The following is a 19,694-nucleotide window of genomic DNA, read 5'->3' on the forward strand; positions in this document are numbered from 1 at the left end:
TACCTCGTCCTCGTCCGTCCCGGCGGATCACCGGGACACGGATAAGAGGCACGGCCCCGGCAAAAGGATTCACGAGGGCTTCAAGGCCCCGCCCGCCACCCCACCGATACCGGTTCCTCCATCCGTACCGGTCCCTCCACCGGCACCGGAAGCACTCTTGACCTCACCTGTCCCGACGCCCCCGCCCGTCTCGGCGCTCCCGCCCGTCTCGGCGGCGCCGGGTCCCCCGACAGTCCCCGCGCTCGCCTCTGCCGCCTTCCGCTCCGCGGCCTCCGCCGTGCGGGCGATGGTGCGGGCCATGCCGCCGAAGACGACGGCGTGGAAGGGGGCCACGCTCCACCAGTACAGGTGCCCGGCGAGGCCGCGCGGGTGGAAGAGGGCGCGCTGCCGGTAGCGGGAGCGGCCCTCGCCGTCCGGTTCGGCGTACATCTCCAGCCAGGCGAGGCCGGGCAGCCGCATCTCGGCGCGGAGCCGCAGCAACCGGCCCGGTTCGATCTCCTCGACCCGCCAGAAGTCCAGGGAGTCCCCGACCCTGAGCCGGGCCGCGTCGCGCCGTCCCCGGCGCAGTCCGACCCCGCCGACCAGCCGGTCCAGACGGCCGCGCACCGCCCAGGCGAGGGGGAAGGAGTACCAGCCGTTCTCCCCGCCGATGCCCTCGACGACCTGCCACAGGGCGGGTGCCGCGGCGTCCACGGCCCGCTCCCGCTGGTCCTCGTAGAGGCTGCCGCCCGCCCAGTCCGGGTCGGTGGGCAGCGGGTCGCTGGGGACGGACGGGGTGGAGGCGGAGGACCAACGGGTGGCCACGTCCGCCTCGCGGACCCGGCGCAGGGCCAGCGACAGGGCCCGGTCGAAGGGCAGCGGCGCCCCGGGCGGATCGGGGACGTACCGCGCGATGTCGTGCTCGCCGCACACCACCTCGTGGCGCAGGGACTCGGCGAGGGGCCGGGCCAGACTCGGCGGTACGGGCGTGACCAGGCCGATCCAGTGGCTGGACAGGCCGGGGCTGAGCATCGGCACGGGCAGGATCAGCCTCTTGCGCAGCCCGGCCACTTCCGCGTAACGGAACATCATCTCGCGGTAGTTGAGGACGTCGGGGCCGCCGATGTCGAAGGTGCGGCTGACCTCCGCGGGCATGGCGGCGCTGCCCACGAGGTACCGCAGGACGTCGCGGACCGCGATGGGCTGCACGCGCGTGGCCACCCAGCTCGGGGTGACCATCACGGGCAGCCGTTCGGTGAGGTACCGGAGCATTTCGAAGGAGGCCGAACCGGAGCCGATCACCACGGCGGCCCTCAGGACGGTGGTCGGCACCCCGGAGGCGAGCAGGATGCGGCCGACCTCGGCGCGCGAGCGCAGGTGGGTGGAGAGTTCCGCCTCGGGGCGGTCGGTGGGGGTCAGCCCGCCCAGGTAGACCAGGCGCCGCACCCCGGCCGCCTCGGCCCCGGCCGCGAAGGTGCGGGCGGCCTCGCGGTCGGTGCGTTCGAAGGCGGGGCCCGAGTTCATCGAGTGCACGAGGTAGTAGGCGACGGCCACGCCCTCCAGCGCGGCCTTCACGCTCTCGGCGTCGGTGACGTCCCCGCGGACCACCTCCACCTGCCCGGCCCAGGGATGGTCCCGCAGGTGGGAGGGGGTACGGGCCAGGCAGCGCACGCGGTACCCGGCGGCGAGCAGCTCGGGCACGAGCCGGCCCCCGATGTAGCCACTGGCCCCGGTGACCAGGCACAAGGCTCCGGATCCGGGGCCCAGCTCGCCCCCGGCGCCCCCGCCTCCGGGGACCGCGTCAGCACGGGTACCGGTAGGGCTGTCGGCCGGGGTGGGGGTGTCGCCCGGGCTGTCGCTCGGGCCGTCGTCGGGACGATCCTTCCGCTGTCCGTCCTGCGGCGATCGCGGCTCGTCCGAGTCGTGCGGCCCGTGGGCCTCGGGCTCTTGCCGGTCGTGCATGGGGCGATCCCTTCCCGCTCGGGCGAGCGCGGCGGCACGGGGCCGTTGCGTCACCGGGCCGACTCGTCGAGGTGGCTCCTGCCCCGATCAGCTTGCCGCACGCACACCACTCCGGCCATCCGCATCGTTCGTGCGTCGTTCATGCCTCGTCCGTAGGTCGTTCACACGTCTCCCACCCGCCATCCGACCCCGCCTGCCGCCCGCCCGCCGGAGAGCCCGAATAAAGGGAATGAACGCCCCGAGAGCCGCTGTTACGGTGGCCCGATGTCAGCGATCAAGAAGGTCCAGGTCACGTTCGACTGCGCGGAGCCCGGACGGGTCGCCCGCTTCTGGTGCGAGGTGCTCGGCTACGTCTCCCCGCCCCCGAGCGGATTCGACACGTGGGAGGCGTACGAGGAGAGCCGGCCCGCCGCGGACCGCGACTCCTGGTCGGCGGCCTCCGACCCCACCGGCGCGGGTCCCCGCCTGTACTTCCAGCGGGTCCCCGAGGGCAAGACGGCCAAGAACCGCGTGCACCTCGACGTCCGGGCCGGTACGGGCCTGGTGGGCGCGGAGCGGCTGGCGGTCCTGGAGGCCGAGGCGGCCCGGCTCGTCGCGCTCGGCGCGAGCGTGGTCCTGGTCCAGCACGCCGACGAGGAGAACGAGTCCTGCATCACCCTCCAGGACGTCGAGGGCAACGAGTTCTGCCTCGACTGAGGCGACTGAGACGATCGAGGACTCCCCGGCGCGCGTCGTTCGTGCGTCGTATGGTGGGGGAATGGCGGAGAACGCGCACGGGATGACCACGGGGGCGGTGGCCCGGCGCCTCGGGGTGTCCCCCACGACGCTGCGGTCCTGGGACCAGCGGTACGGGATCGGGCCCGCGGTGCGCGAGGACGGACGGCACCGGCGCTGGGCCCCGGCCGACGTGGCGGTACTGGAGGAGATGTGCCGCCTGACGGCCTCCGGGGTGGCTCCCGCCGAAGCCGCCCGGGCCGCCCGCGCGGGCGGGGAGGGCACGGTGGGCGGCCCCGGTGCCACGGCCGCCGCGGCATCCACCGGACGGTCGACGGCCCCTGATCCCGGTCCCCGCCCCACGGGGACGGGCACCGACGGCACCGGCGCGGGCGCGGGAACCGGCGGCACGAGTGCGCGTACGCGTGCGGGTGACAGGGGAAGCGGTACCGACGGCACCACCCCCGGCCCCGCCGCGCCCGGTGCCGGACCGCACGCGCCGGTGGACGCCCAACGCGAACTCCGGGGCCTGGCGCGGGCCGCCGTACGGCTGGACAGCCCGGCCCTGGACGCCCAGTTGCGCGCTCTGCTGACCGTGCACGGGCTGGTCGCCTCCTGGGAGCAGGTGATCATGCCCGCCCTGCACGCGGCCGGCCGGCGTTGGGAGTCCTCCGACGACCGGTACGTGGAGGTGGAACACCTGCTGTCCTGGCACGTGTCCACGGCCCTGCGCCAGCTCGTCAGCGCGGCCCGGCCGCGCGAGGCCGGCACGTCTCCCGTCCTGCTGGCGTGCGCACCCGGCGAACAACACACCCTCTCCCTGGAGGCCCTCGCGGCCGGGCTCGCCGAACGGGGCGTGGCCACCCGGATGTTCGGCGCGGCGGTGCCCGCCGAGGCCCTGGACGCGGCCGTGCGCCGGCTGGGACCGGCGGCCGTGGTCCTGTGGTCCCAATCGCGTTCCACCGCCAGCCACGCCCTGGCCCGGCACGTCGCCGACACCGCCTTCGGCGTCAAGGGCGCCCGCACCCACCCGGTGGTGCTCCTCGCCGGCCCCGGCTGGGCCGGCCGGCCGGTGGGCCCCGGCATGCTCCGCCCGGGCGGCCTCCGAGAAGCCCTGGCCCTCCTCCACACCCCGCCCCCCACCTCCCCCGTCGCCGCCCTCCCCACCCCGACCGACGCCTGACCCGCCGGCTCCCCCGCTGCGGGGCCACCGCCCGCCGACGCCGAAGTTGGCACCACCCCCCTTCGCACCGCGCTGACCTGGCCTCATGCGCGGACATCACCCCTTGGAACGGTGGTGTGTGGCCACGCGCGCACAGGTGGGGTCAAGGGAGGTGGACGAGGTCGCCGCGGGGCGGGCACGCTGCCGACACGGCGGGCAGTACCGACCGGAGGGACGACGGGGACCGAGGAACGGGGCGTGGTGAGTTCGTACGGAACGGCGGAGCGCTGGGAACCGGCGATACGCGAGATGACGGCGATCCTGCGGAGGCAGTTGGACCGCAGGGGCCTCAGCCAGGGGCAGGTGGCGGTGTTGGTCGGTCGGCACCGCTCCCAGATCTCCCGGGCGTTGTCGGGCCGCTCCGTCCCGCCCCGCCCCCTGATCGAGGACCTCGCGCGGCGCTCGGGGGCGGACCTGTCGACGGTCATGGACCTCTGGTCGACCGCGGACACGATCAGGCGCCAGGGCTTGGCCTGTCGTCGGGAGGGCGCGCCACCCGACGGCCTGGCCGACTATCCCGAGTTGCTCCGCGCCCTGCGCGGGCTCGTGGCCTGGAGCGGGTGTCCCAGCGGGGGCTGGTGGACCGCGACGCGAGTGGCCTGCTGCGGCGTTCCACACTGGGGGCCCTCCTCCGGGGAGAGCGCAGCGCATCGCGTGAGACCGTCCTCGCCGTGGTGCGCGCCTGTGGGGCGGGGCCGACGGCCGTGGGGGCTTGGGAGGCGGCCTGGGCGGCGGTCGGCGAGCCCCACCGGAACGCTCGACTCGCGAGGTCGGCGACGGCCTACTACTGGCTGATGCGCGCCGAGCGACGCCGGACGGCCACGGCCACGGCCACGGCCACGGCCACAGTCACGGCCGGAACCACGACGGCGTCAGCGATCGCGCCGACGCGACGGGGGGCATGAGGATGGGGACCACGCCGGACGGTACGGGGCACCCGGCCGCCGCCACGATCGGGCCGCGGCCACCGGGCGATCCCGGACCCGACACAGAGGTGCGCCGGCCGCACCGACGACGCCGCTCGGCCTCGGCCGGTGCGCTGATCGGGGCCGGCCTCCTCTACGGGCTGGCCAAGGGGGTCGGCACGGTAATCGGCGAACGGACCACGAGTTGGGCCCTGACCCACCTGCCGCCCGAGGTCACCACGTCCCTCTCCACCTGGCTGACGGCCTGGCCCTGATCGGCCCCGCATCGGCGCACGCACCGTCCCCTCGGGAGCAGGGGGGCGGGGTCAGGTCAGGTGGGTGTGGGTGGCTTGGGCGGCGGCGGTGGACGGGGGGAGGGCGAGGAGGAGGGACAGGGCGAGGAGGGTGGTGCGCCAGGTGGTGTCGGGGGCCTCCGGGCGGGGGCCGAAGCGCATCGGGGCCTGCCGCTCCGGGTCGCGGGTGACCGTCACGGCGGCTCCGCGCTCCGGTGCCGGACGTCCCTCCAGTTGCATGCGGGGACGCGCTCCCGACGGCAGTCGGACGACGACCGCCGTGACCTTGTCCTCGATGCCGGCCATGGGGTCCGAGGTGCGGATCAGCTCCACCACCTCGGCCGTCTCGGTCACCCCGCGATCGTGCAGGGCGCGGTCGTCGCGCGCGTCCCCCGCCAGCCACATCTCGACTCCCCACAGCGAGCCCAGGAACACCATCGCGAAGGCGCCCACGCCTGCCGCGCGGTCGTTCCCCGACTTCAGGAACGTCACCGCGATCACCCAGCTCAGGAGCATGAGCCCGAAACCCACGGGCACCGTCCACACCCACGGGCCGATCCAGCAGAACCAGGTCGCGCCGTAGGTGGCGGAGAGAACCGCCAGGAACGTCACCGCCGTAGCCGCCCCACGCACCGCCCGTGCCGTCATGAGCCCCCCCAGCCCTTCCGCTTCCCGCTTCCCGGTTCCCCGGCCCCAGCCCCCCGGTCGCCGGCCCCCCGACGCGTACCCCGTGGGTACCCGCGGCCGGGAGGCTCGGAACCCCCGGGCGACGAGGCGCCCGAGAGGGGCAGGGGGGACAGTGGGCGACAAGGGCTGGACGGGGGGGCCGGCCTGGACCCGGTCAGGCTCCGTGCGCGTCCGGGCGCGGGGCCGAACGCCGGATCAGTTCCATCAGGCGGGTGTGGGTGGGTTCGTCGGCGGCCACGACCAGGCCGCGGGCCGAGGGATCTCCGATCGGGGTGCCGTCGATTCCGGTCAGGACGCAGCCCGCGGCACGGCACAGGGCGATGCCCGCCGCGAAGTGGACGCTGCCGGTGAGGTCGCCGCCGTCCGTCACGTACGCGGCCCGTTTGCCCGCCGCCACCCAGGCCAGGGCGAGGGTCGTGGAGACCACGCGGGGCCGGAACTCCGCGACGAAGTCGGGGTGGGCGAGCAGGTCCACGGCCCGGAAGCCGGGTGCGCCGGGGAAGGGCGGGTCGAGGTTGACGTCCACGAGGCGGGAGGCGGAGGAGGGGCGCAAGGTCGACTCCGACGCGCCGGCGGGCGCCACGTGCTGTCGGACCAGGGCCGTGCGGCCGTCGGTGAGGTAGGTCTCGGCGCCGAAGGGGTCGGCGACGGCGGCGACTTCCCGTCCGGGGCCCGCGCCGCGCAGTGCCACGTTCACGGCGACGAGCAGGTTGCCCACGGCGTAGTTGAGGGTGCCGCACAGGGGGTCGAGCAGCCACTGTCGGGCTGCTCCGGTCGCGCCCTGCGCCCCGTGTTCCTCACCGAGTACGGAGTCACCGGGCCGGGCCGCCCGGATCACGGCGAGCATGGCCTCCTCGGCCGCGAGATCGGCCTCGGTGGCGAAGTCCCCGGCGCCCTTGTCGACCCGGGCGAGCTGCCGCCCGTACAGGTCCCATACGACCTCCGCCCCCGCGCGTGCTGCGGCCGCCGCCACCTCAAGGTCCCCCTCCGGCCCCCGCTCGGCCCGCTCCCCCACACCCTCCACGACCGCCGCGTCCTGCACGACCGCTCCGTCCTCCACGGCCGCTACGCCCTCCGCGTCCGCATCGCGCCCCGAACCGACTTGTTCCGCTGCCGAGTTGATCATTACTGGAGGGTAAGGGAGGAGCGGGGCGCTCCGGTCGGCCCGTGACGCCTCCGCTCCGGCGGCACCCCGGCCCCCTGCCCCTGGCTCCCGCCCCCGCCCCCGCTGCCATCGCCACCCGCCGGATCTCCCGGCCGATCCGCCGCCCGCGTCCTCACCCGCCCGGTCTCCGGCCACCAGACGGGTGACCCGCCCCCGGCCGTCCGGGCGAAGCCGCCGTCCGTCGCGGGGCGGAACGCCGCCCCGGTGAGCTCCACGGTGTGAGCTGGGCCGGTCCGTGAGCCGGGGCCCGGACCGCGGCCCCCGGATTCCGTGACGACGGTGCCCGCGTCCGCGGGCCCGACCGTGATCCGGAGGAGTAGGCGTGCGGGTGCGACGTGGGTACGACCGGGCCGTGCTGCTGGCCTCCCTGCTGGCCCTCACGGGGGCGGCCGTGCCGGCGGTGGCCTCGGCGGGTGCCGGGACCGGCGGCGGGGCGGCGCGCGGCGGTGGCGAGGTGACCCGGGCCGGGGTCGTCCGGGGTGCCGACGGTGCTCTCCGGGACGCCGTGGTCACGGTGTTCGAGTCGGGCTCGCGCTTCGGGGACCGTCCGAGACGGCTCGGCAGCACCCGGACGGACCGTCAGGGGCGCTTCCGGGTCACGTACGACCTGCCCGAGGACGCCGGCTCCGTCGTGTACCTGACGGCCGACGCCCGGGCCGCCGAACCGGCCCCCGAGCCCACCCTGCGCCGCACCGCGCCCGCCGCACCGGGCACCCCCGCCACACCCACCGACCAGCGCGCGGGAGACCGCGCGCCCGCCACCGATCGGGTGGGCCGCCCCACGTCCTCCCTTCCCGTCCGGCTCGCCGCGGTCCTCACCGGAGCGCCCGGGGACGGCGGCGGGGCCCCCTCCGGCCGGGCCCGCACGCCGGACCTCACGATCACCGAACGGACCACCGTCGCGGCCGGTTTCGCCCTGGCCCAGTTCACGCGGAACGGCGGCGTCGCCGGCCCGTGGCCCGGCCCCCGCAACGCCGCGTCCGTGTCGCACAATCTGGCCGACGTGATCACGGGCGGTGTCTCGCCCTTCCTCGCGGCCCCGCCCAACGGAACGCAGACCTCCACCCTGCGCGCCTTCAACTCCCTGGCGGACGCGGTCGCCGCCTGCACCACGAACGCGCGCAACTGCCCGGACCTCTTCGACGCGGCCCGTCCGTCGGGCGAGGACCGCCCGCGCGACACCCTCCAGGCCGTCGCGGACATCGCCCGGGCCCCCGAGACCGCCCCGCGCCGCGTCTTCCAGCTGTCCGAGCGCAAGCCGGTGCACCAGCCCGCCCTCACCTCGGCACCGGCCGCCTGGACCCTCGCCCTCCGCTACCAAGGCAACGGCCGGGAGCTCGACGGTCCCGGCAACATCGCCTTCGACCGGGCCGGTGACGCCTGGGTCGTGAACAACTACACCTACGGCGCCGACCCGCGCGACCCGGTGTGCGGCGGCCGCCAGCTCCTCCGGCTGCGCCCGGACGGACGGGACGCGGCCGGCGCTCCCTACACCGGCGGTGGCCTGTACGGGGCCGGGTACGGGGTGGCGATCGCGCCCGACGGTGACGTGTGGGCGGCGAACTTCGGCTTCCAGGGCCGTGGGTGCGGCCTCGACCCGAGCCCGCTGTTCCGGAGCGTCTCGCAGTTCGACCACCGCGGTCGCGCGCTCTCCCCGGCGCAGGGTTGGCGGCAGGGCGGTTTCGTCCAGCCGCAGGGCGCGCTGGCGGACCGGAACGGCGTCCTGTGGGTGGCGAACTGCGGCAGCCGCAGCGTGACCCGGGTCCCGACCGGGCGTCCGGAGCAGGCCCGGAACCTGCCGGTCGCGGGCGGGGCCCTGGTCAAGCCGTTCGGGGTGTCGCTGGACGGGCGCGGCCGGGCCTGGGTGACGGGCAACGGCAGCGACAGCGTGGCCGTGTTCGCGCCGAACGGAACGCTGGAGCGGACGGTGACCGGCGGCGGACTGGCGAACCCGATCGGCATCGCCTCCGACAGCGCGGGCAACCAGTGGGTGGCCAACAGCGGTGTCATCCCGCTCCCCTGCGAGGACGGCACCACCGACGAGCTGGCCACCGCCGCGGGTCCGGCCGGTCGGACCCAGGCCCCCGGCGCCTCGGTGACCCTGATCCGCCGCGACGGCACCTCGGCTCCGGTCCCGTTCACCACGGGCAGCCTGACGCTGCCCTGGGGGATCGCCGTGGACGGCTCGGACACGGTGTGGGTGGCCGACTTCTCCGGACAGCGCGTCACCCGGCTGTGCGGGGCCCGGCCGGAGTCCTGCCCGCCCGGCCACGGCACGGGGCAGCCCATCTCCCCCGCGAGCGCCGGCTACGGGAGCGACGGCCTGGTCCGCAACACGGCCGTGCAGATCGACCCGTCCGGCAACGTGTGGCTGACCAACAACTGGGAGCTCGTCCCGCTCCAGACCAACCCGGGCGGCCGCCAACTCGTCCTCTTCGTCGGCCTCGCCACCCCCGTCCGCACCCCCCTCATCGGGACCCCCCGCCCGCTCTGACCGCGACGGAGTACGACGGAGTAACGACACGAACGGGCGTCGTGGGCCGGGCCGAGCCGGGATCGAGCGGTCCGGCCCGGAGGAATCCCTCCGGGCCGGCGATGCTAGCGGCCGGCGCCCGTCCCGGAAGGGTCCGGGTCCGGGGCCGGTTTCGGGGGGCGGGGGAAGAAGCCGCTGGTGCGGGCGCGGTAGGCGGCGAAGCCGGGGCGGTCGGCCATGTGGGCCTCCAGGAGGCGTTTGCCGCTGCCCCAGATCAGCAGGCCGCTCATCACCAGTGGTGAGACCACGGTCAGGGCGGCGGAGGGAAGGCTCGCGCAGGCGGTCAGGTACAGGCCCCACCAGACCAGGAAGTCCCCGAAGTAGTTGGGGTGCCGGGTCCAGGACCACAGCCCGCGGTCCATCACCCGTCCCCGGTTGGCCGGATCCGACTTGAAGGCGGCCAACTGGTGGTCGCCGATCGCCTCGAAGGCCACCCCGGCGGCCCACACCGCCAGCCCGAGGACGAGCAGCGGCTCCACGCCCTCCCCCAGGTAACAGGCCGCCTGCACCGGCAGGGAGACCAGCCACACCAGCGCGCCCTGGAGCAGGTACACCTTCCGCAGCGCGTACAGGGCGGGGCTGCCGGGGGCCCGGGCCAGCATCCGGGCGTAGCGCGGGTCCTCGCCGTGACCGCGGCCCCGGCGGGCGATGTGCGCGGCGAGGCGCAGCCCCCACAGGCAGGTGGCGAGGGTGACGGCGAGCCGCCGCGTGGCGTCGCCGTGGCCCTCGGACAGGAACCAGCTCGTCACCGCCACCGCCGCGAAGGCGATGCCCCAGGCCACGTCGACGATCCGGTGGACGCCCTTGGCGAGGCCCACGGCGAAGGCGACGAGCATGACGGCGAGCGCGGCACCGGCCGCCGCCGCCAGGTTCCGTCCGAAGCCGCCGAGGTCGAAGGAGGCCGAGGCCGAGGCGGTCAGGGAGGCGGAAGTGAGGGTGACGGCGCTCATGCCCGGTCCTCCGTCGTGCGGGCGGGGACGGGGGCGGAAGCCGCGACGGGAGCGGAGGCGGCGGGGGGCGAGGCGGGGTCCTCGTCGGCCGCCGTCAGACGGATCTGCCGGACGTCCAGGTAGCCGGCGCGGAAGCCCGCTTCGGAGTAGGCCAGGTACAGCTCCCACATCCGGCGGAAGACCCGGTCGAAGCCGAGTTCCGCGACCGCCTCCTCGTTGCGGAGGAACGATTCGCGCCAGAGCCGGAGCGTCTCCGCGTAGTGCGCCCCGTAGCCGTGGTCGGCGCGCACCGCGAGCCCGGCGGCGGCGCTCTCGGCCTCGATGGCCTCGCGGGAGGGGATGAGGCCGCCGGGGAAGACGTACTTGCTGATCCAGGTGTGGGTGCGGGCGGTGGCGCGCATCCCGGCGTCCGGCATGGTGATGGCCTGGAGGGCCACGCTCCCGCCGGGCGCCAGCAGAGCGCGCAGGGCGCCGAAGTAGACGGGCCAGTAGGCCGCGCCGACCGCCTCGATCATCTCCACGCTGACGATCGCGTCGTACTGCCCTCGGACCTCGCGGTAGTCGCACAGCTCCACGCTGACCCGGTCCGCGTGCCCGGCCTCCGCGATGCGGCGCCGGGCCAGGTCCCGCTGCTCGCGGGAGAGGGTCACCGTACGGACCCGGGCCCCGCGGGCCGCCGCGCGCAGGGCCAGTTCGCCCCAGCCGGTGCCGATCTCCAGGAGCCGGGTGTCGGGGCCGACCCGGGCCAGGTCCAGCAGCAGGTCGATCTTGTGCTGCTGGGCCGCGGCGAACTCCGCCGGCGTCGGGGTGACGGGGAGCACCGGGGACGGGGCGGCGGGCAGGGCGTCGAAGACGGCGGAGGAGTAGCTGAGGGTGGGGTCGAGGAAGAGCGCGAAGAGGTCGTTGGAGAGGTCGTAGTGGCGACGGATGTTGTCGCGGGAGCCGCCCGGGGTGTTGAGGTCGCGTTCGGGTCGGCGGTGCGCCCAGGCCCCGCGGAGGCGGCGCAGCGGGGCGGGGACGAGCGCGTCGATGTGCTCGGCGAAGACGGTGAGCACCCCGACCAGGTCCTCCGCGTCCCACTCCCCCGCCATGTAGGACTCGCCGAAGCCGATGAGCCCGTCCGCGCCGATGCGGCGGTGGAAGGCGGCCGGGTCGTGGAGGGTGAGGGCGGGGAGGGTGAGGGCGGGGAGGGGGGCCGGAGGGGTGGCACCTGCCGGGGTCGGGCCCGTGGGGGCGGGGGTGCGGTCCGCGGCGGGTGCCTCGGGGTGTCCGGGTCCGGCGAGGCGGAGCGGGAGCCGGTCCACGGCGGCCTCGACGATGCGGCGGGCGATGGCCGTGCGGAGTGCGGAGGCCCTGGGGAGCCGGGCCACGTCCGGCCAGCGCTCCGGGTCCACGGCCTCCCGGCCGTGGCCCGCCGCACCGGCGTGCTCGGGCCCGTGACCGTGGCCGAGGCCGCGCTCAGGGCCGTGGCCCTGCCCGTGCCCGTGCTCCGGCGCGGGCTCCGTCCCGGGCACGGGCCCGGACTCGGACACGAGCCCGGCCTCGGCCACGGTCACGGCCACGGGCTCGTACGGGAAGCCGCCGGTGGCCGGGTGCGGGCGCGGGTCCGGGTGGGGGAGCGAGGGCGGTACGGAGACGGTCACAGCATGCCTTCCTGCGTCGGTCGTGCGGTCGGGCGGGGGCGCACCGGCAGCCCCTTGAGGCGCAGGCGGACCCCGTGCCACCGGATCGCGGCGCTGACCGCGAGCGTGGACCAGGGGTGCCGGAGCGCGGCGGCGAGAAGGGCGCGCGGCCCGGCCGGGCGCCGTACGCCGCGGACGGTCGCGGTCAGCGGACGGGTGCCGTCCCCGTGCCGGAGCTGCACGGTCAGGTCGAGGCGTTCGCCGGGCAGCGGCAGGCGCATCCGGTAGGCGCCGTCGGTACCGAAGTACGGGGAGACGTACAGCTCCTTGGGGGTGTCCGCGGTGCCGTCGGGGCCCGGGCGGAGGAGGTAGCAGTGCCGGTCGCCGTAGGTGTTGTGGACCTCGGCGACCACGCAGACGGGGCGGCCCTCGCGGTCGTGGCACCAGTAGAGGGTGATCGGGTTGAAGACGTACCCGAGGACGCGGGCGTGACCGAGCATCAGGACCCTTCCGTCGGCCCCGGTCACGCCGTGCGCGGCGAGGAAGGCGTCGAGTCCGGCGCGGAGGGTGGGGGCGCCGCCGCCGAAGTGGTCGCGGGGGTCGAACCGGGCCAGCGGGCGCAGCACGCGGGGCAGTCGCGGGAGCGCGTCGAGGTCGACGAACCAGAGGTACGTGCGCATCCCCAGCCGGTACCGGACGGGCCCGGTCCGGGTGTGCGCGACCTCGCAGGCGTAGAGGGCGGGTGCCGACGCGGGGCCGGCCACCGGTACCGGCTCGGGGTGGGGAGCGGAATCCGTGACGGGGGCGGCGGCCCCGGAGGAGGCGGCCGGGGAGGCCGGCGGTGCGGATGCGGCGGGGGCCACGAGGGCCGCGGGTCGGGGTTTCACCAGGTCACCCCCAGGGCGCGGGCCGCTTCGACGCCGGAGCGGCAGCCGTCCTCGTGGAAGCCCCAGCCGTGGTAGGCCCCGGCGAAGGCGGTCACGGAGGTGTTGAGGAGGGGCAGTTCGCGCTGGGCGGCCACGGAGGCCGGGGTGTACACCGGGTGTTCGTACACCATCCGGGCGATGACCGCGCTGTCGTGGACGAGCCCCTCGGCGTTCAGGGTGACCACGTACGGCTCGTCCGCCGGGAGTCGCTGGAGCCGGTTCATGTCGTAGCTGACCTGTACGGATCCGGGGCGGGCCGTGCAGGAGGGCAGCCGGTAGTTCCAGGAGGCGCGGGCGTGGGGCGCGCGGGGCAGCAGGCTCGTGTCCCGGTGCAGGACGGTCGGATTGCCGGTGTACGTGAAAGCGCCCAGGACGCGTCGTTCGTCGGGGGTCGGATCCGCGAGGAGGCGGAGGGCCCGGTCGGGGTGGGTGGCGAGGACCACGGCGGCGTAGGCGGCGGTGTCCCCGTCCTCGGTGGTGACGTAGGCCCGGACGCCCCGGGTCCCGGCGCCTTCCCCGCCGGTGACAGCGGTCGACGCGTCCGTCGGGGCGTCGGCGCGGGCGACGGACCGGACCGGGGTGCCCGTACGGACCGCCGCGAGGCGCTTGGCGGCCTCGGCCACGTACACGGCGGAGCCTCCGGTGACCGTCTTCCACTGCGGGGAGCCGGTGACGGACAGCAGGCCGTGGTGGGCGAGGAAGCGGAAGAGGTAGGCGGCCGGGTAGCGGAGGGCGGTGTCCGGCGGGCAGGACCAGACGGCCGCGACGAGCGGCAGGGCGAAGTGGGCGGTGAAGTAGGGCGAGAAGCGTTCGCGCCGCAGGAAGTCGCCCAGGGTCTCGGGGAGTTCGGCGGGGTGTCGGGCCTCGGTGGGCTGCGGGGAGGCGGCGGCGCGCGGGGGTGCGGAGGAGGTCGTGCCGTCGGTGCGGAGCGCGCCGTCCAGGACTCGGCGGGCGGCCCGGTGGAAGCGGGGCACCTCGGCGAGCATGCGGAGGTAGCGGCCGCGGCGCAGGTTTCCGCCGCCGAGGAGGGCGCGGGGGCCCCGGGCGCCCGCGTAGGCCAGCCCGCAGCCCTCGCACTCCACGGACATGCTCATCTCCGCGTCCTGCGTGCGCACCCCCAGCTCGCGGAAGAGGCGCAGCAGGTGCGGGTAGGTGCGTTCGTTGTGGACGATGAAGCCGCTGTCGACGGCGAGCGTCCCGCCGCGCGCGGCGGGCAGCCGGTGGGTGTGGGCGTGCCCGCCGAGCCGGTCCTCGGCCTCGTACAGGACCACGTCGTAGGCACGGGAGAGGACGTACGCGGCCGTCAGCCCGGCCACTCCGGCACCGATCACGGCCACCCGGGCCCGGCCACCGTCCGCGCCGTCGCCCAGGCGGTCGCCCACGCCGTCGCCCTTGCCTCCGGCCACGGTGTCCGGCTCCTCCTGCTCGCTCATGCGGTCCCCCTCGCCTTCCGGACCAGCCGCTCGTCCCGGCTGTCGTCACTCGTGCTGTTGTTGCCGTTCTTGCTGTTCTTGCTGTTCTTGCTGTTCTTGTTGCGCGTGCTGTGCGTGCCGTGGGTGGTGCCGGCGTGGTCGTCGCGGTCGTCCTCGCCGTGCGGGAGGGACGCGGAAGGCCCTTGGGTCCCTCCCCCGGGTACTTCGGAGCCGGACGTCATCCGGCTGGGTCCGACATCGGACGGGATCGCGGCGACAGCGGACGACTGGGAAACGGGCCGTTGGGCACCCGTGCGTCGGGCCCCGGCGCCTTGGGCCGGGGGCTCGTAGTAGGGAGCGAGGCGGCCGCGCAGCCTCTGGAGACCGCGCCGGGCGTGGCTCTTGACGGTGCCCAGCGGCAGCCCCGTTCCCTCCGCGATCTGCACCTGCGTCAGGTCGCCGTAGTAGGCCAGCGTCAGCACCTCGCGCTGGGGGCCGGGCAGCCGCGCCAGCTCCCCGCCGACGACGATCCGGTCCACGACGCCGTCGAGGGCGTGGACGGGGTCGTGCTCCTCGCGGGGCAGGGTCTCGCCCGCCGCGGCGACGAGCCGGAGGCGGCGGGTCCGGGAGGTGAGCGCGTCGGCCGTCTTGCGCCGGGCGATCCCGAGCAGCCAGGCGGGCAGCGGACCGCGCTCCGGGCGGTATCCGGCCCGACCGCGCCACGCCGCGAGGAACACCTGCTGGGTGATGTCCTCCGCCTCGCGGGGGTCGCCCGTCGTGCGGGCGGCCAGGGCTTGGACCAGGTGACCCCAGCGCCGATAGGCGAGGGCCAGGCAGTACGCGTCCCCCCGTACCAGCCCGGCGGCGATCTCCTCGTCGGCGGGCCCGGCCGGGGCGAACCCGGCGGGCGGGTCGGGCGGGACGGGTGAGGTGGGCAGGACGGGTGAGGCGGGCGGGACAGGCGCGACAGGCAGGATGGACGGGGCGGCAGCCGGCGGGCCGTTCTCCTGCCGGTTCCGACCCCGACCGCTGCCCGCGTCGCTTCCGGGGGCGCCGTCCGCGCTCCCGCCGTCTCCGCGCCCGCTCGTCCTGTTGCCCCGGCTGCGGCTGCGGCTGTGGCTGTGGCTTTCGCTCAGGCTGTCGTCACCGGCTTCTGCGGGCCGGAACGCGGGCTCGGGGGCCGGGGCGGGCCGGTGTTCCGGCGCGTGGGCGGTGCGGATCACGGTCATGGCAGCTGCTCCCCCTGCCCGGCCTCGGCCGGACGGCAGTAGGCGCGCCCGCCGTGGAACGGCGGCCGCCGCCGGAAGCGATACCTCCGGCTCCCCCACCCTCCTTCGGATCACCCCGCGGAATCACCATGCATCGGTTGTGCGTCGTATTGGCGCGCGGCATCGCGCACACCGCGCACACCGCGCACATCGCGCCGATGAGGAAGCACCATGAGGGGAAGCACCTCGATCAGGACACGGAGCGGCTGGTCGGGCGGGGTGGAGCGCTTCCGCGCTTGGGACGCCGAGCAGTGGCTCGGCATCCGGACCTCGGAGACGCCGCCCGACGACACACGGCGCGCGGCCGCCTCCCCCGGGCCGGCGGCCGGGGCCCCCGCAGGGTGAACCAGCCCTCGGTACGGCGCTGTCGGACCCCGCTGCCAGACTGCGTACCATGCGCTCCCTCGCCGACCTGACCCTGACCGATTGGCTCTCCCTCGACGCGCCCGCCGCCCGCCGCGTCGCCGAGGAGGCCGCCCTGCTCGTCGGGGGTCGCGTCAGCGGCTTCTCGACCGTCGACCACCTCGGATCGCCGCTGCACCGGGCGCACATCGAGCGGGCCGGGAAGGGCGGACCCGAAGGACCCGACGGACGGGACGGGCTCGGCGGACGGGACGTACGGGAGTTCGCCCTGATACCCGGCGGCCGGGTGGACCTGGGCTTCGACCCCGCGTCCTGGCGGCCCGCCCCGGGGCAGGAGGCCGACTACGCCGCGAGCGTGGCGCAGGGCTTCGGGTACGGGGACGACCTGCGGGCGCACCTGGCGGCCGTGCTGAGCCCGCGCCGCTCCGTCCGGGTACCCACCCTGCTGATGGCCCTGGAGGCCGAGGAACTCACCGCCCCGCCGGAGGAGATGCCGGCCGTTCTGGCCGCACTCGGCGGCCTGCGGCTGCCCAGCCCCGACGAGTGGGAGCACGCCTGCGGTGCCGGAGCCGACACCCTGTTCCGCTGGGGCGACGACTGCCCCCTCGATCGGATCCCGTACGGCGACCGCTCCGGCCCGCAGAACGCTCCCAACGCCTTCGGGCTCCGCATCGCCTACGACACCTACCGCGCGGAGTTGACCAGCGATCCGGGCGCCGTGCACGGCGGCGACGGCGGCGAGTCGGTGTGCGGCGGGTACGGGGCCCTGCTGGGCTGGCTGCCCCTGGCCACCGCCCACCGCAACCCGGGCATGGCCGAATTCCTCCACGGCCCCGACGGCGACGGCCTCTACGAGGACTTCTCCACCCGCCCGGTGCTCCCCCTGTGACCGGGTCCGGGGACACGATCGGGGCCGGGGGCGGTAGGGGCGTGGGGCCGCTCGTGCGGGCCGAGCTGACGGGGACCGACTGGGCCTCCCTGGCGTGCGGTTGCGGCCGTTCCGCGGAGCACCTGCCCGGCAGGTTCGAGGCGATCCTCACCGCCGGGACGCCCCGGGACATGATCGGCCGGACCCTGGAGGGTCACGTCGAGAACAGCACCGTGGCCTTCCCCTGCACCCCTCCCGCCGTGGGTGTGATCATGGCCGCGCTGGCGGAGCCCATCTCCCCGCTCGCCCGCCAAGTGCTCCTGCAGACGCTGTGGTACGTGGCCGCGGGAGCCGGGGACGAGGACCCCCGACCCGGCATGGCCGGCATCGGCGAAGCCTGCGCCGACCGGGTACGGGAGGGCCTCGGGGCGCTGGTCCGGGCCGGGCTCGGCGGGACCGCGGACGAGGCCACGATGGTGGCCGACATCTGCGAGGACCTCGGCCTGGACGAAGACGCGGTCGAGGGTGAGGACGAGTCGTACGTCGTCCGGCTGCGGGAGCGGGCCCGGGCGAAGGCGAAGCGGGACGGGCGGGGCTGAGCGGGCCGAAGGGCCGAGGGCCGAGGGCCGAGGGCCGAGGGCCGAGGGGGCGTCCCGTTCAGGGCGCCTCTTCCACGGCCCTCCCGCGCGCCACGGGTCCCACGCGACGGGCCAGGTGCCAGGCCGCGCCGTACGCCAGCAGGGCCAGGAGCAGTCCGGCGCCCGCACCCTTGGCCAGGTCGTAGAGGAGGGCTTCCGCGGTGTCGCTCCAGGGCGCCGGCACGGTTCGCGTCGGGTAGGAGGTCTCGCTGCCCCCGCCGGGGAGGGCCGTGGTGATCGGACTGTCGTAGTCGGTCGCGGTGCGGAGGCGGTACGCGTCCACACTCCGCAACATGCTCACGCCCCCGCCGAGCGCGGTCAGGCCGCAGGCCGCCGCCACGGCACGACGCAGGCGGGGCGAAAGACCGGCGGCCCGCGCAGTCGGTGAGGCGCTCGCGAGCGGGCCACGGCCTCCACGCGGCACCCGACCCCGATCCCGGTGCCGATCCCCGTCCCGGTCCCCGTGGCGGTCGAGGTACACGTGCAGGTACAGGTACGCCCCCAGGGCGACCAGACCCAGTGCCGAACTCCCGTACTGCACCGGCCTGGAGAGGGCGTCCGGGAGCAATCCGGGCTCGGTGAGGGCGTCCCAGAGCAGATGGGTGGCCAGACCGATCAGCGCGGACGGCAACAGCCACAGCACGCCCCGCACGCGGGCGAGGGCCGAAGCCCCGTGGACGGGGCGTGGGGGCGTACCCGGTGCGGTGCCCCATGCCGGGCCGAGGAGGGCTGACAGCGGAGCCCTGAGCAGCCGGTGGAGGGCGAGCAGGACGAGAGTGAAAGCGAGGCCGACGCCGAGCACCCCGGCGGGCGCGTGCGAGGTGGAGGCGTTGGTGAACGGCTCGTACCAGGTGCGATGGGTGGCCGTGAGCCCGAGGGCGCCCAGGAAGTAGGACACGTCGGGCGCCATGGACCCCGCGACCAGCGCGGCCGGGACCAGCGGGCCCCGCCCCAACAGCGGGAGCACGGCGGCGGGGTGGGCGAGGGTGAACGGCACGACGGTCTCCCGGTCTTCTGATCGCCACGGCACGGCTGCGGCACTGATGCGGCACAGCCACGGCACGGCCGAGGCCACCGAAACGCACCCGGCCCCGGCCCCGGCCATCAACCGTCCCGCAGACGACACCGGATACTACGCGCACATGACTATTCAGCTCAACGGAGCTTTGCGGGGACGTAGGTTCCGGGACCGTGGCAGTCAGCAGCCCCGTCCCCCGGTCAGCGCCTCGCGCGGGCCACCCGGCGGACCACTCGGTGGACGGCCGGTACGGCGGTGGTCAGGGCCAGGACCGGGAGGGCGGCGAGGATCGGCCAGGTCTCGCCCCAGGCCGCGCAGGCGTACGCGATCAGCGGCGGAGCGGCCAGTGCCACCGCGGCCGCCTCCCGAACCCCGTGGGACCGCTCGCGCAGGGCGAGGACGGCGCCCGCCGCCGCCAGGGCGAGCACCGGCCAGGCCCCGTACTCCGTGCTGACCCCGAAGGCCCGGGTGTCCACGGCCACGACCGGCAGCCAGGCGCAACCCGCCATGGCCCCGGCGGTGGCGTGGAGCAGGGGATCGGAACGGCGGTCCGGCGGGCAGGCCGCCACCACCGCGACCGTCAGCAGGGCCGTCACCGCGGCGGTTCCCTCGTCACCGCCCGCCGCCGGCGCGCCGAGCAGCGCCGAGCCCAGGAGCCCCGTCACGGCCGCCGCCGCCCCGGCCGCCCACCGGCCGCACAGCGCCACCACCGTGCCGACGCACACGATCAGACAGCACAGCAGCGCGAGCCCGTACTCCGGCTCGGTGGTGGCGAGTTGGAGGCCGATGGGGGCGGGCGAGCGCACCAGTCCGGCGTACCAGGAGGTCAGCCACAGCCCGTGGACCACCGCAGCGGTGCCGAGCGCCAGCGGCGCCGCCACAGCGAAGAGTCGGCCCGCGGGGGCCGCCCCGTGCAGGCCGGTACGGAGGCGTACCGCGTGCGCGGCCAGGTCCGCGTCCGCCCGCAGCCGGGCGACGCGGGACAGACCGGCCGTCATCTCGGCGTGCACGTCGGCGATCTCGTCCCCGTGCGCCCGGCGGTAGCGGGGCGGATACAGCCGCAACAACAGCCCCGTCCGCCCCACACGGTCACGCCCCACACGGTCCCTCTTCACGCGCCCCCCTCCAGGTGACCGCTGCCGTCCCGCCCCCGCACGCGACCGCCCTTC

Annotated in this window: 16 protein-coding genes and 1 pseudogene; 7 read left to right on the plus strand and 10 right to left on the minus strand. The window is 75.9% G+C overall.

Translation table 11 applies throughout. The annotated features are described in order from the left end of the window. Positions 1 to 69: 69 nt before the first annotated feature. Positions 70 to 1,941 (minus strand): SDR family oxidoreductase, encoded by a 1,872-nt coding sequence (locus tag ABTZ17_RS00240; protein ID WP_352193226.1) that lies wholly within the window; start codon positions 1,939 to 1,941, stop codon positions 70 to 72. A 264-nt stretch (positions 1,942 to 2,205) separates the two neighbouring features. Between ABTZ17_RS00240 and ABTZ17_RS00245 the strand changes: the two genes are divergently transcribed. The 4 genes from ABTZ17_RS00245 (at position 2,206) to ABTZ17_RS00260 (ending at position 5,057) form a co-directional block, all read left to right on the plus strand. Beyond that, entirely contained in the window at positions 2,206 to 2,637 is a 432-nt protein-coding gene (locus tag ABTZ17_RS00245; protein ID WP_352193227.1) for a VOC family protein, read from the plus strand. Positions 2,638 to 2,698: 61 nt separating this feature from the next. Further along, a complete protein-coding gene (locus tag ABTZ17_RS00250; RefSeq protein WP_352193228.1) occupies positions 2,699 to 3,838 on the plus strand; it encodes a MerR family transcriptional regulator in 1,140 nt (379 codons plus the stop codon). Between the two features lie 288 nt (positions 3,839 to 4,126). Then, complete coding sequence (locus tag ABTZ17_RS00255; protein ID WP_352193307.1) at positions 4,127 to 4,672, plus strand: helix-turn-helix domain-containing protein; 546 nt, start codon at positions 4,127 to 4,129, stop codon at positions 4,670 to 4,672. 112 nt (positions 4,673 to 4,784) lie between these two features. Further along, positions 4,785 to 5,057, plus strand: a complete 273-nt coding sequence (locus ABTZ17_RS00260; RefSeq protein WP_352193229.1) for a hypothetical protein — start codon at positions 4,785 to 4,787, stop codon at positions 5,055 to 5,057. Positions 5,058 to 5,108: 51 nt separating this feature from the next. Here the strand turns inward: ABTZ17_RS00260 and ABTZ17_RS00265 are convergent, their stop codons facing one another. Together ABTZ17_RS00265 and ABTZ17_RS00270 are read right to left on the minus strand one after the other, a co-directional pair. Continuing rightward, on the minus strand, positions 5,109 to 5,687 hold the full coding sequence (locus ABTZ17_RS00265) for a hypothetical protein (RefSeq protein ID WP_352193230.1): 579 nt from the start codon (positions 5,685 to 5,687) through the stop codon (positions 5,109 to 5,111). A 229-nt stretch (positions 5,688 to 5,916) separates the two neighbouring features. Further along, complete coding sequence (locus ABTZ17_RS00270) at positions 5,917 to 6,888, minus strand: inositol monophosphatase family protein (protein ID WP_352193231.1); 972 nt, start codon at positions 6,886 to 6,888, stop codon at positions 5,917 to 5,919. 361 nt (positions 6,889 to 7,249) lie between these two features. Between ABTZ17_RS00270 and ABTZ17_RS00275 the strand changes: the two genes are divergently transcribed. Then, on the plus strand, positions 7,250 to 9,421 hold the full coding sequence (locus ABTZ17_RS00275) for an NHL repeat-containing protein (protein WP_352193232.1): 2,172 nt from the start codon (positions 7,250 to 7,252) through the stop codon (positions 9,419 to 9,421). 104 nt (positions 9,422 to 9,525) lie between these two features. Here ABTZ17_RS00275 and ABTZ17_RS00280 read toward each other — a convergent pair whose 3' ends face one another. The 5 genes and pseudogenes from ABTZ17_RS00280 to ABTZ17_RS00300 all read right to left on the minus strand — a co-directional run. Continuing rightward, positions 9,526 to 10,410 (minus strand): DUF1295 domain-containing protein, encoded by an 885-nt coding sequence (locus tag ABTZ17_RS00280; RefSeq protein ID WP_352193233.1) that lies wholly within the window; start codon positions 10,408 to 10,410, stop codon positions 9,526 to 9,528. After that, positions 10,407 to 11,804, minus strand: a complete 1,398-nt coding sequence (locus ABTZ17_RS00285; RefSeq protein WP_352193308.1) for a class I SAM-dependent methyltransferase — start codon at positions 11,802 to 11,804, stop codon at positions 10,407 to 10,409. Before ABTZ17_RS00285 ends, ABTZ17_RS00280 begins: the two co-directional genes overlap by 4 nt. Positions 11,805 to 12,049: 245 nt before the next feature. Then, the gene (locus tag ABTZ17_RS00290) at positions 12,050 to 12,796 is read right to left on the minus strand and encodes a DUF1365 domain-containing protein (RefSeq protein WP_352193309.1); all 747 of its coding nucleotides are present in this window, start codon (positions 12,794 to 12,796) and stop codon (positions 12,050 to 12,052) included. Positions 12,797 to 12,915: 119 nt separating this feature from the next. Further along, positions 12,916 to 14,391, minus strand: coding sequence for an NAD(P)/FAD-dependent oxidoreductase (locus ABTZ17_RS00295; RefSeq protein WP_352193234.1), 1,476 nt, complete (start codon positions 14,389 to 14,391; stop codon positions 12,916 to 12,918). A gap of 338 nt (positions 14,392 to 14,729) precedes the next feature. Then, positions 14,730 to 15,308, minus strand: a pseudogene (locus tag ABTZ17_RS00300) (sigma-70 family RNA polymerase sigma factor); the annotation flags it as partial. 724 nt (positions 15,309 to 16,032) lie between these two features. Between ABTZ17_RS00300 and ABTZ17_RS00305 the strand changes: the two are divergent. After that, positions 16,033 to 16,890: a hypothetical protein gene (locus tag ABTZ17_RS00305; protein WP_352193235.1), complete on the plus strand. Its 858-nt coding sequence runs from the start codon at positions 16,033 to 16,035 to the stop codon at positions 16,888 to 16,890. 41 nt (positions 16,891 to 16,931) lie between these two features. Next, positions 16,932 to 17,468, plus strand: coding sequence for a hypothetical protein (locus ABTZ17_RS00310; protein WP_352193236.1), 537 nt, complete (start codon positions 16,932 to 16,934; stop codon positions 17,466 to 17,468). Positions 17,469 to 17,526: 58 nt separating this feature from the next. On the opposite strand, the gene ABTZ17_RS00315 is transcribed toward ABTZ17_RS00310, so the two are convergent. Together ABTZ17_RS00315 and ABTZ17_RS00320 are read right to left on the minus strand one after the other, a co-directional pair. After that, positions 17,527 to 18,504: a DUF4184 family protein gene (locus tag ABTZ17_RS00315; protein ID WP_352193237.1), complete on the minus strand. Its 978-nt coding sequence runs from the start codon at positions 18,502 to 18,504 to the stop codon at positions 17,527 to 17,529. A 221-nt stretch (positions 18,505 to 18,725) separates the two neighbouring features. Continuing rightward, a complete protein-coding gene (locus tag ABTZ17_RS00320; protein ID WP_352193238.1) occupies positions 18,726 to 19,625 on the minus strand; it encodes a hypothetical protein in 900 nt (299 codons plus the stop codon). Between the last annotated feature and the right edge of the window lie 69 nt (positions 19,626 to 19,694).

It is taken from the genome of Streptomyces sp. NPDC097619, assembly GCF_040302735.1.
Classification (GTDB): Bacteria; Actinomycetota; Actinomycetes; order Streptomycetales; family Streptomycetaceae; genus Streptomyces.

Excerpts from the sequence above, each read along its gene's own strand:
- ABTZ17_RS00295 (WP_352193234.1), bottom strand. The coding sequence starts at position 14,391 with ATGAGCGAGCAGGAGGAGCCGGACACCGTGGCCGGAGGCAAGGGCGAC.
- ABTZ17_RS00260 (WP_352193229.1), top strand. The coding sequence starts at position 4,785 with ATGGGGACCACGCCGGACGGTACGGGGCACCCGGCCGCCGCCACGATC.
- ABTZ17_RS00240 (WP_352193226.1), bottom strand. The coding sequence starts at position 1,941 with ATGCACGACCGGCAAGAGCCCGAGGCCCACGGGCCGCACGACTCGGAC.
- ABTZ17_RS00280 (WP_352193233.1), bottom strand. The coding sequence starts at position 10,410 with ATGAGCGCCGTCACCCTCACTTCCGCCTCCCTGACCGCCTCGGCCTCG.
- ABTZ17_RS00245 (WP_352193227.1), top strand. The coding sequence starts at position 2,206 with ATGTCAGCGATCAAGAAGGTCCAGGTCACGTTCGACTGCGCGGAGCCC.
- ABTZ17_RS00270 (WP_352193231.1), bottom strand. The coding sequence starts at position 6,888 with ATGATCAACTCGGCAGCGGAACAAGTCGGTTCGGGGCGCGATGCGGAC.
- ABTZ17_RS00250 (WP_352193228.1), top strand. The coding sequence starts at position 2,699 with ATGGCGGAGAACGCGCACGGGATGACCACGGGGGCGGTGGCCCGGCGC.
- ABTZ17_RS00255 (WP_352193307.1), top strand. The coding sequence starts at position 4,127 with ATGACGGCGATCCTGCGGAGGCAGTTGGACCGCAGGGGCCTCAGCCAG.
- ABTZ17_RS00305 (WP_352193235.1), top strand. The coding sequence starts at position 16,033 with ATGCGCTCCCTCGCCGACCTGACCCTGACCGATTGGCTCTCCCTCGAC.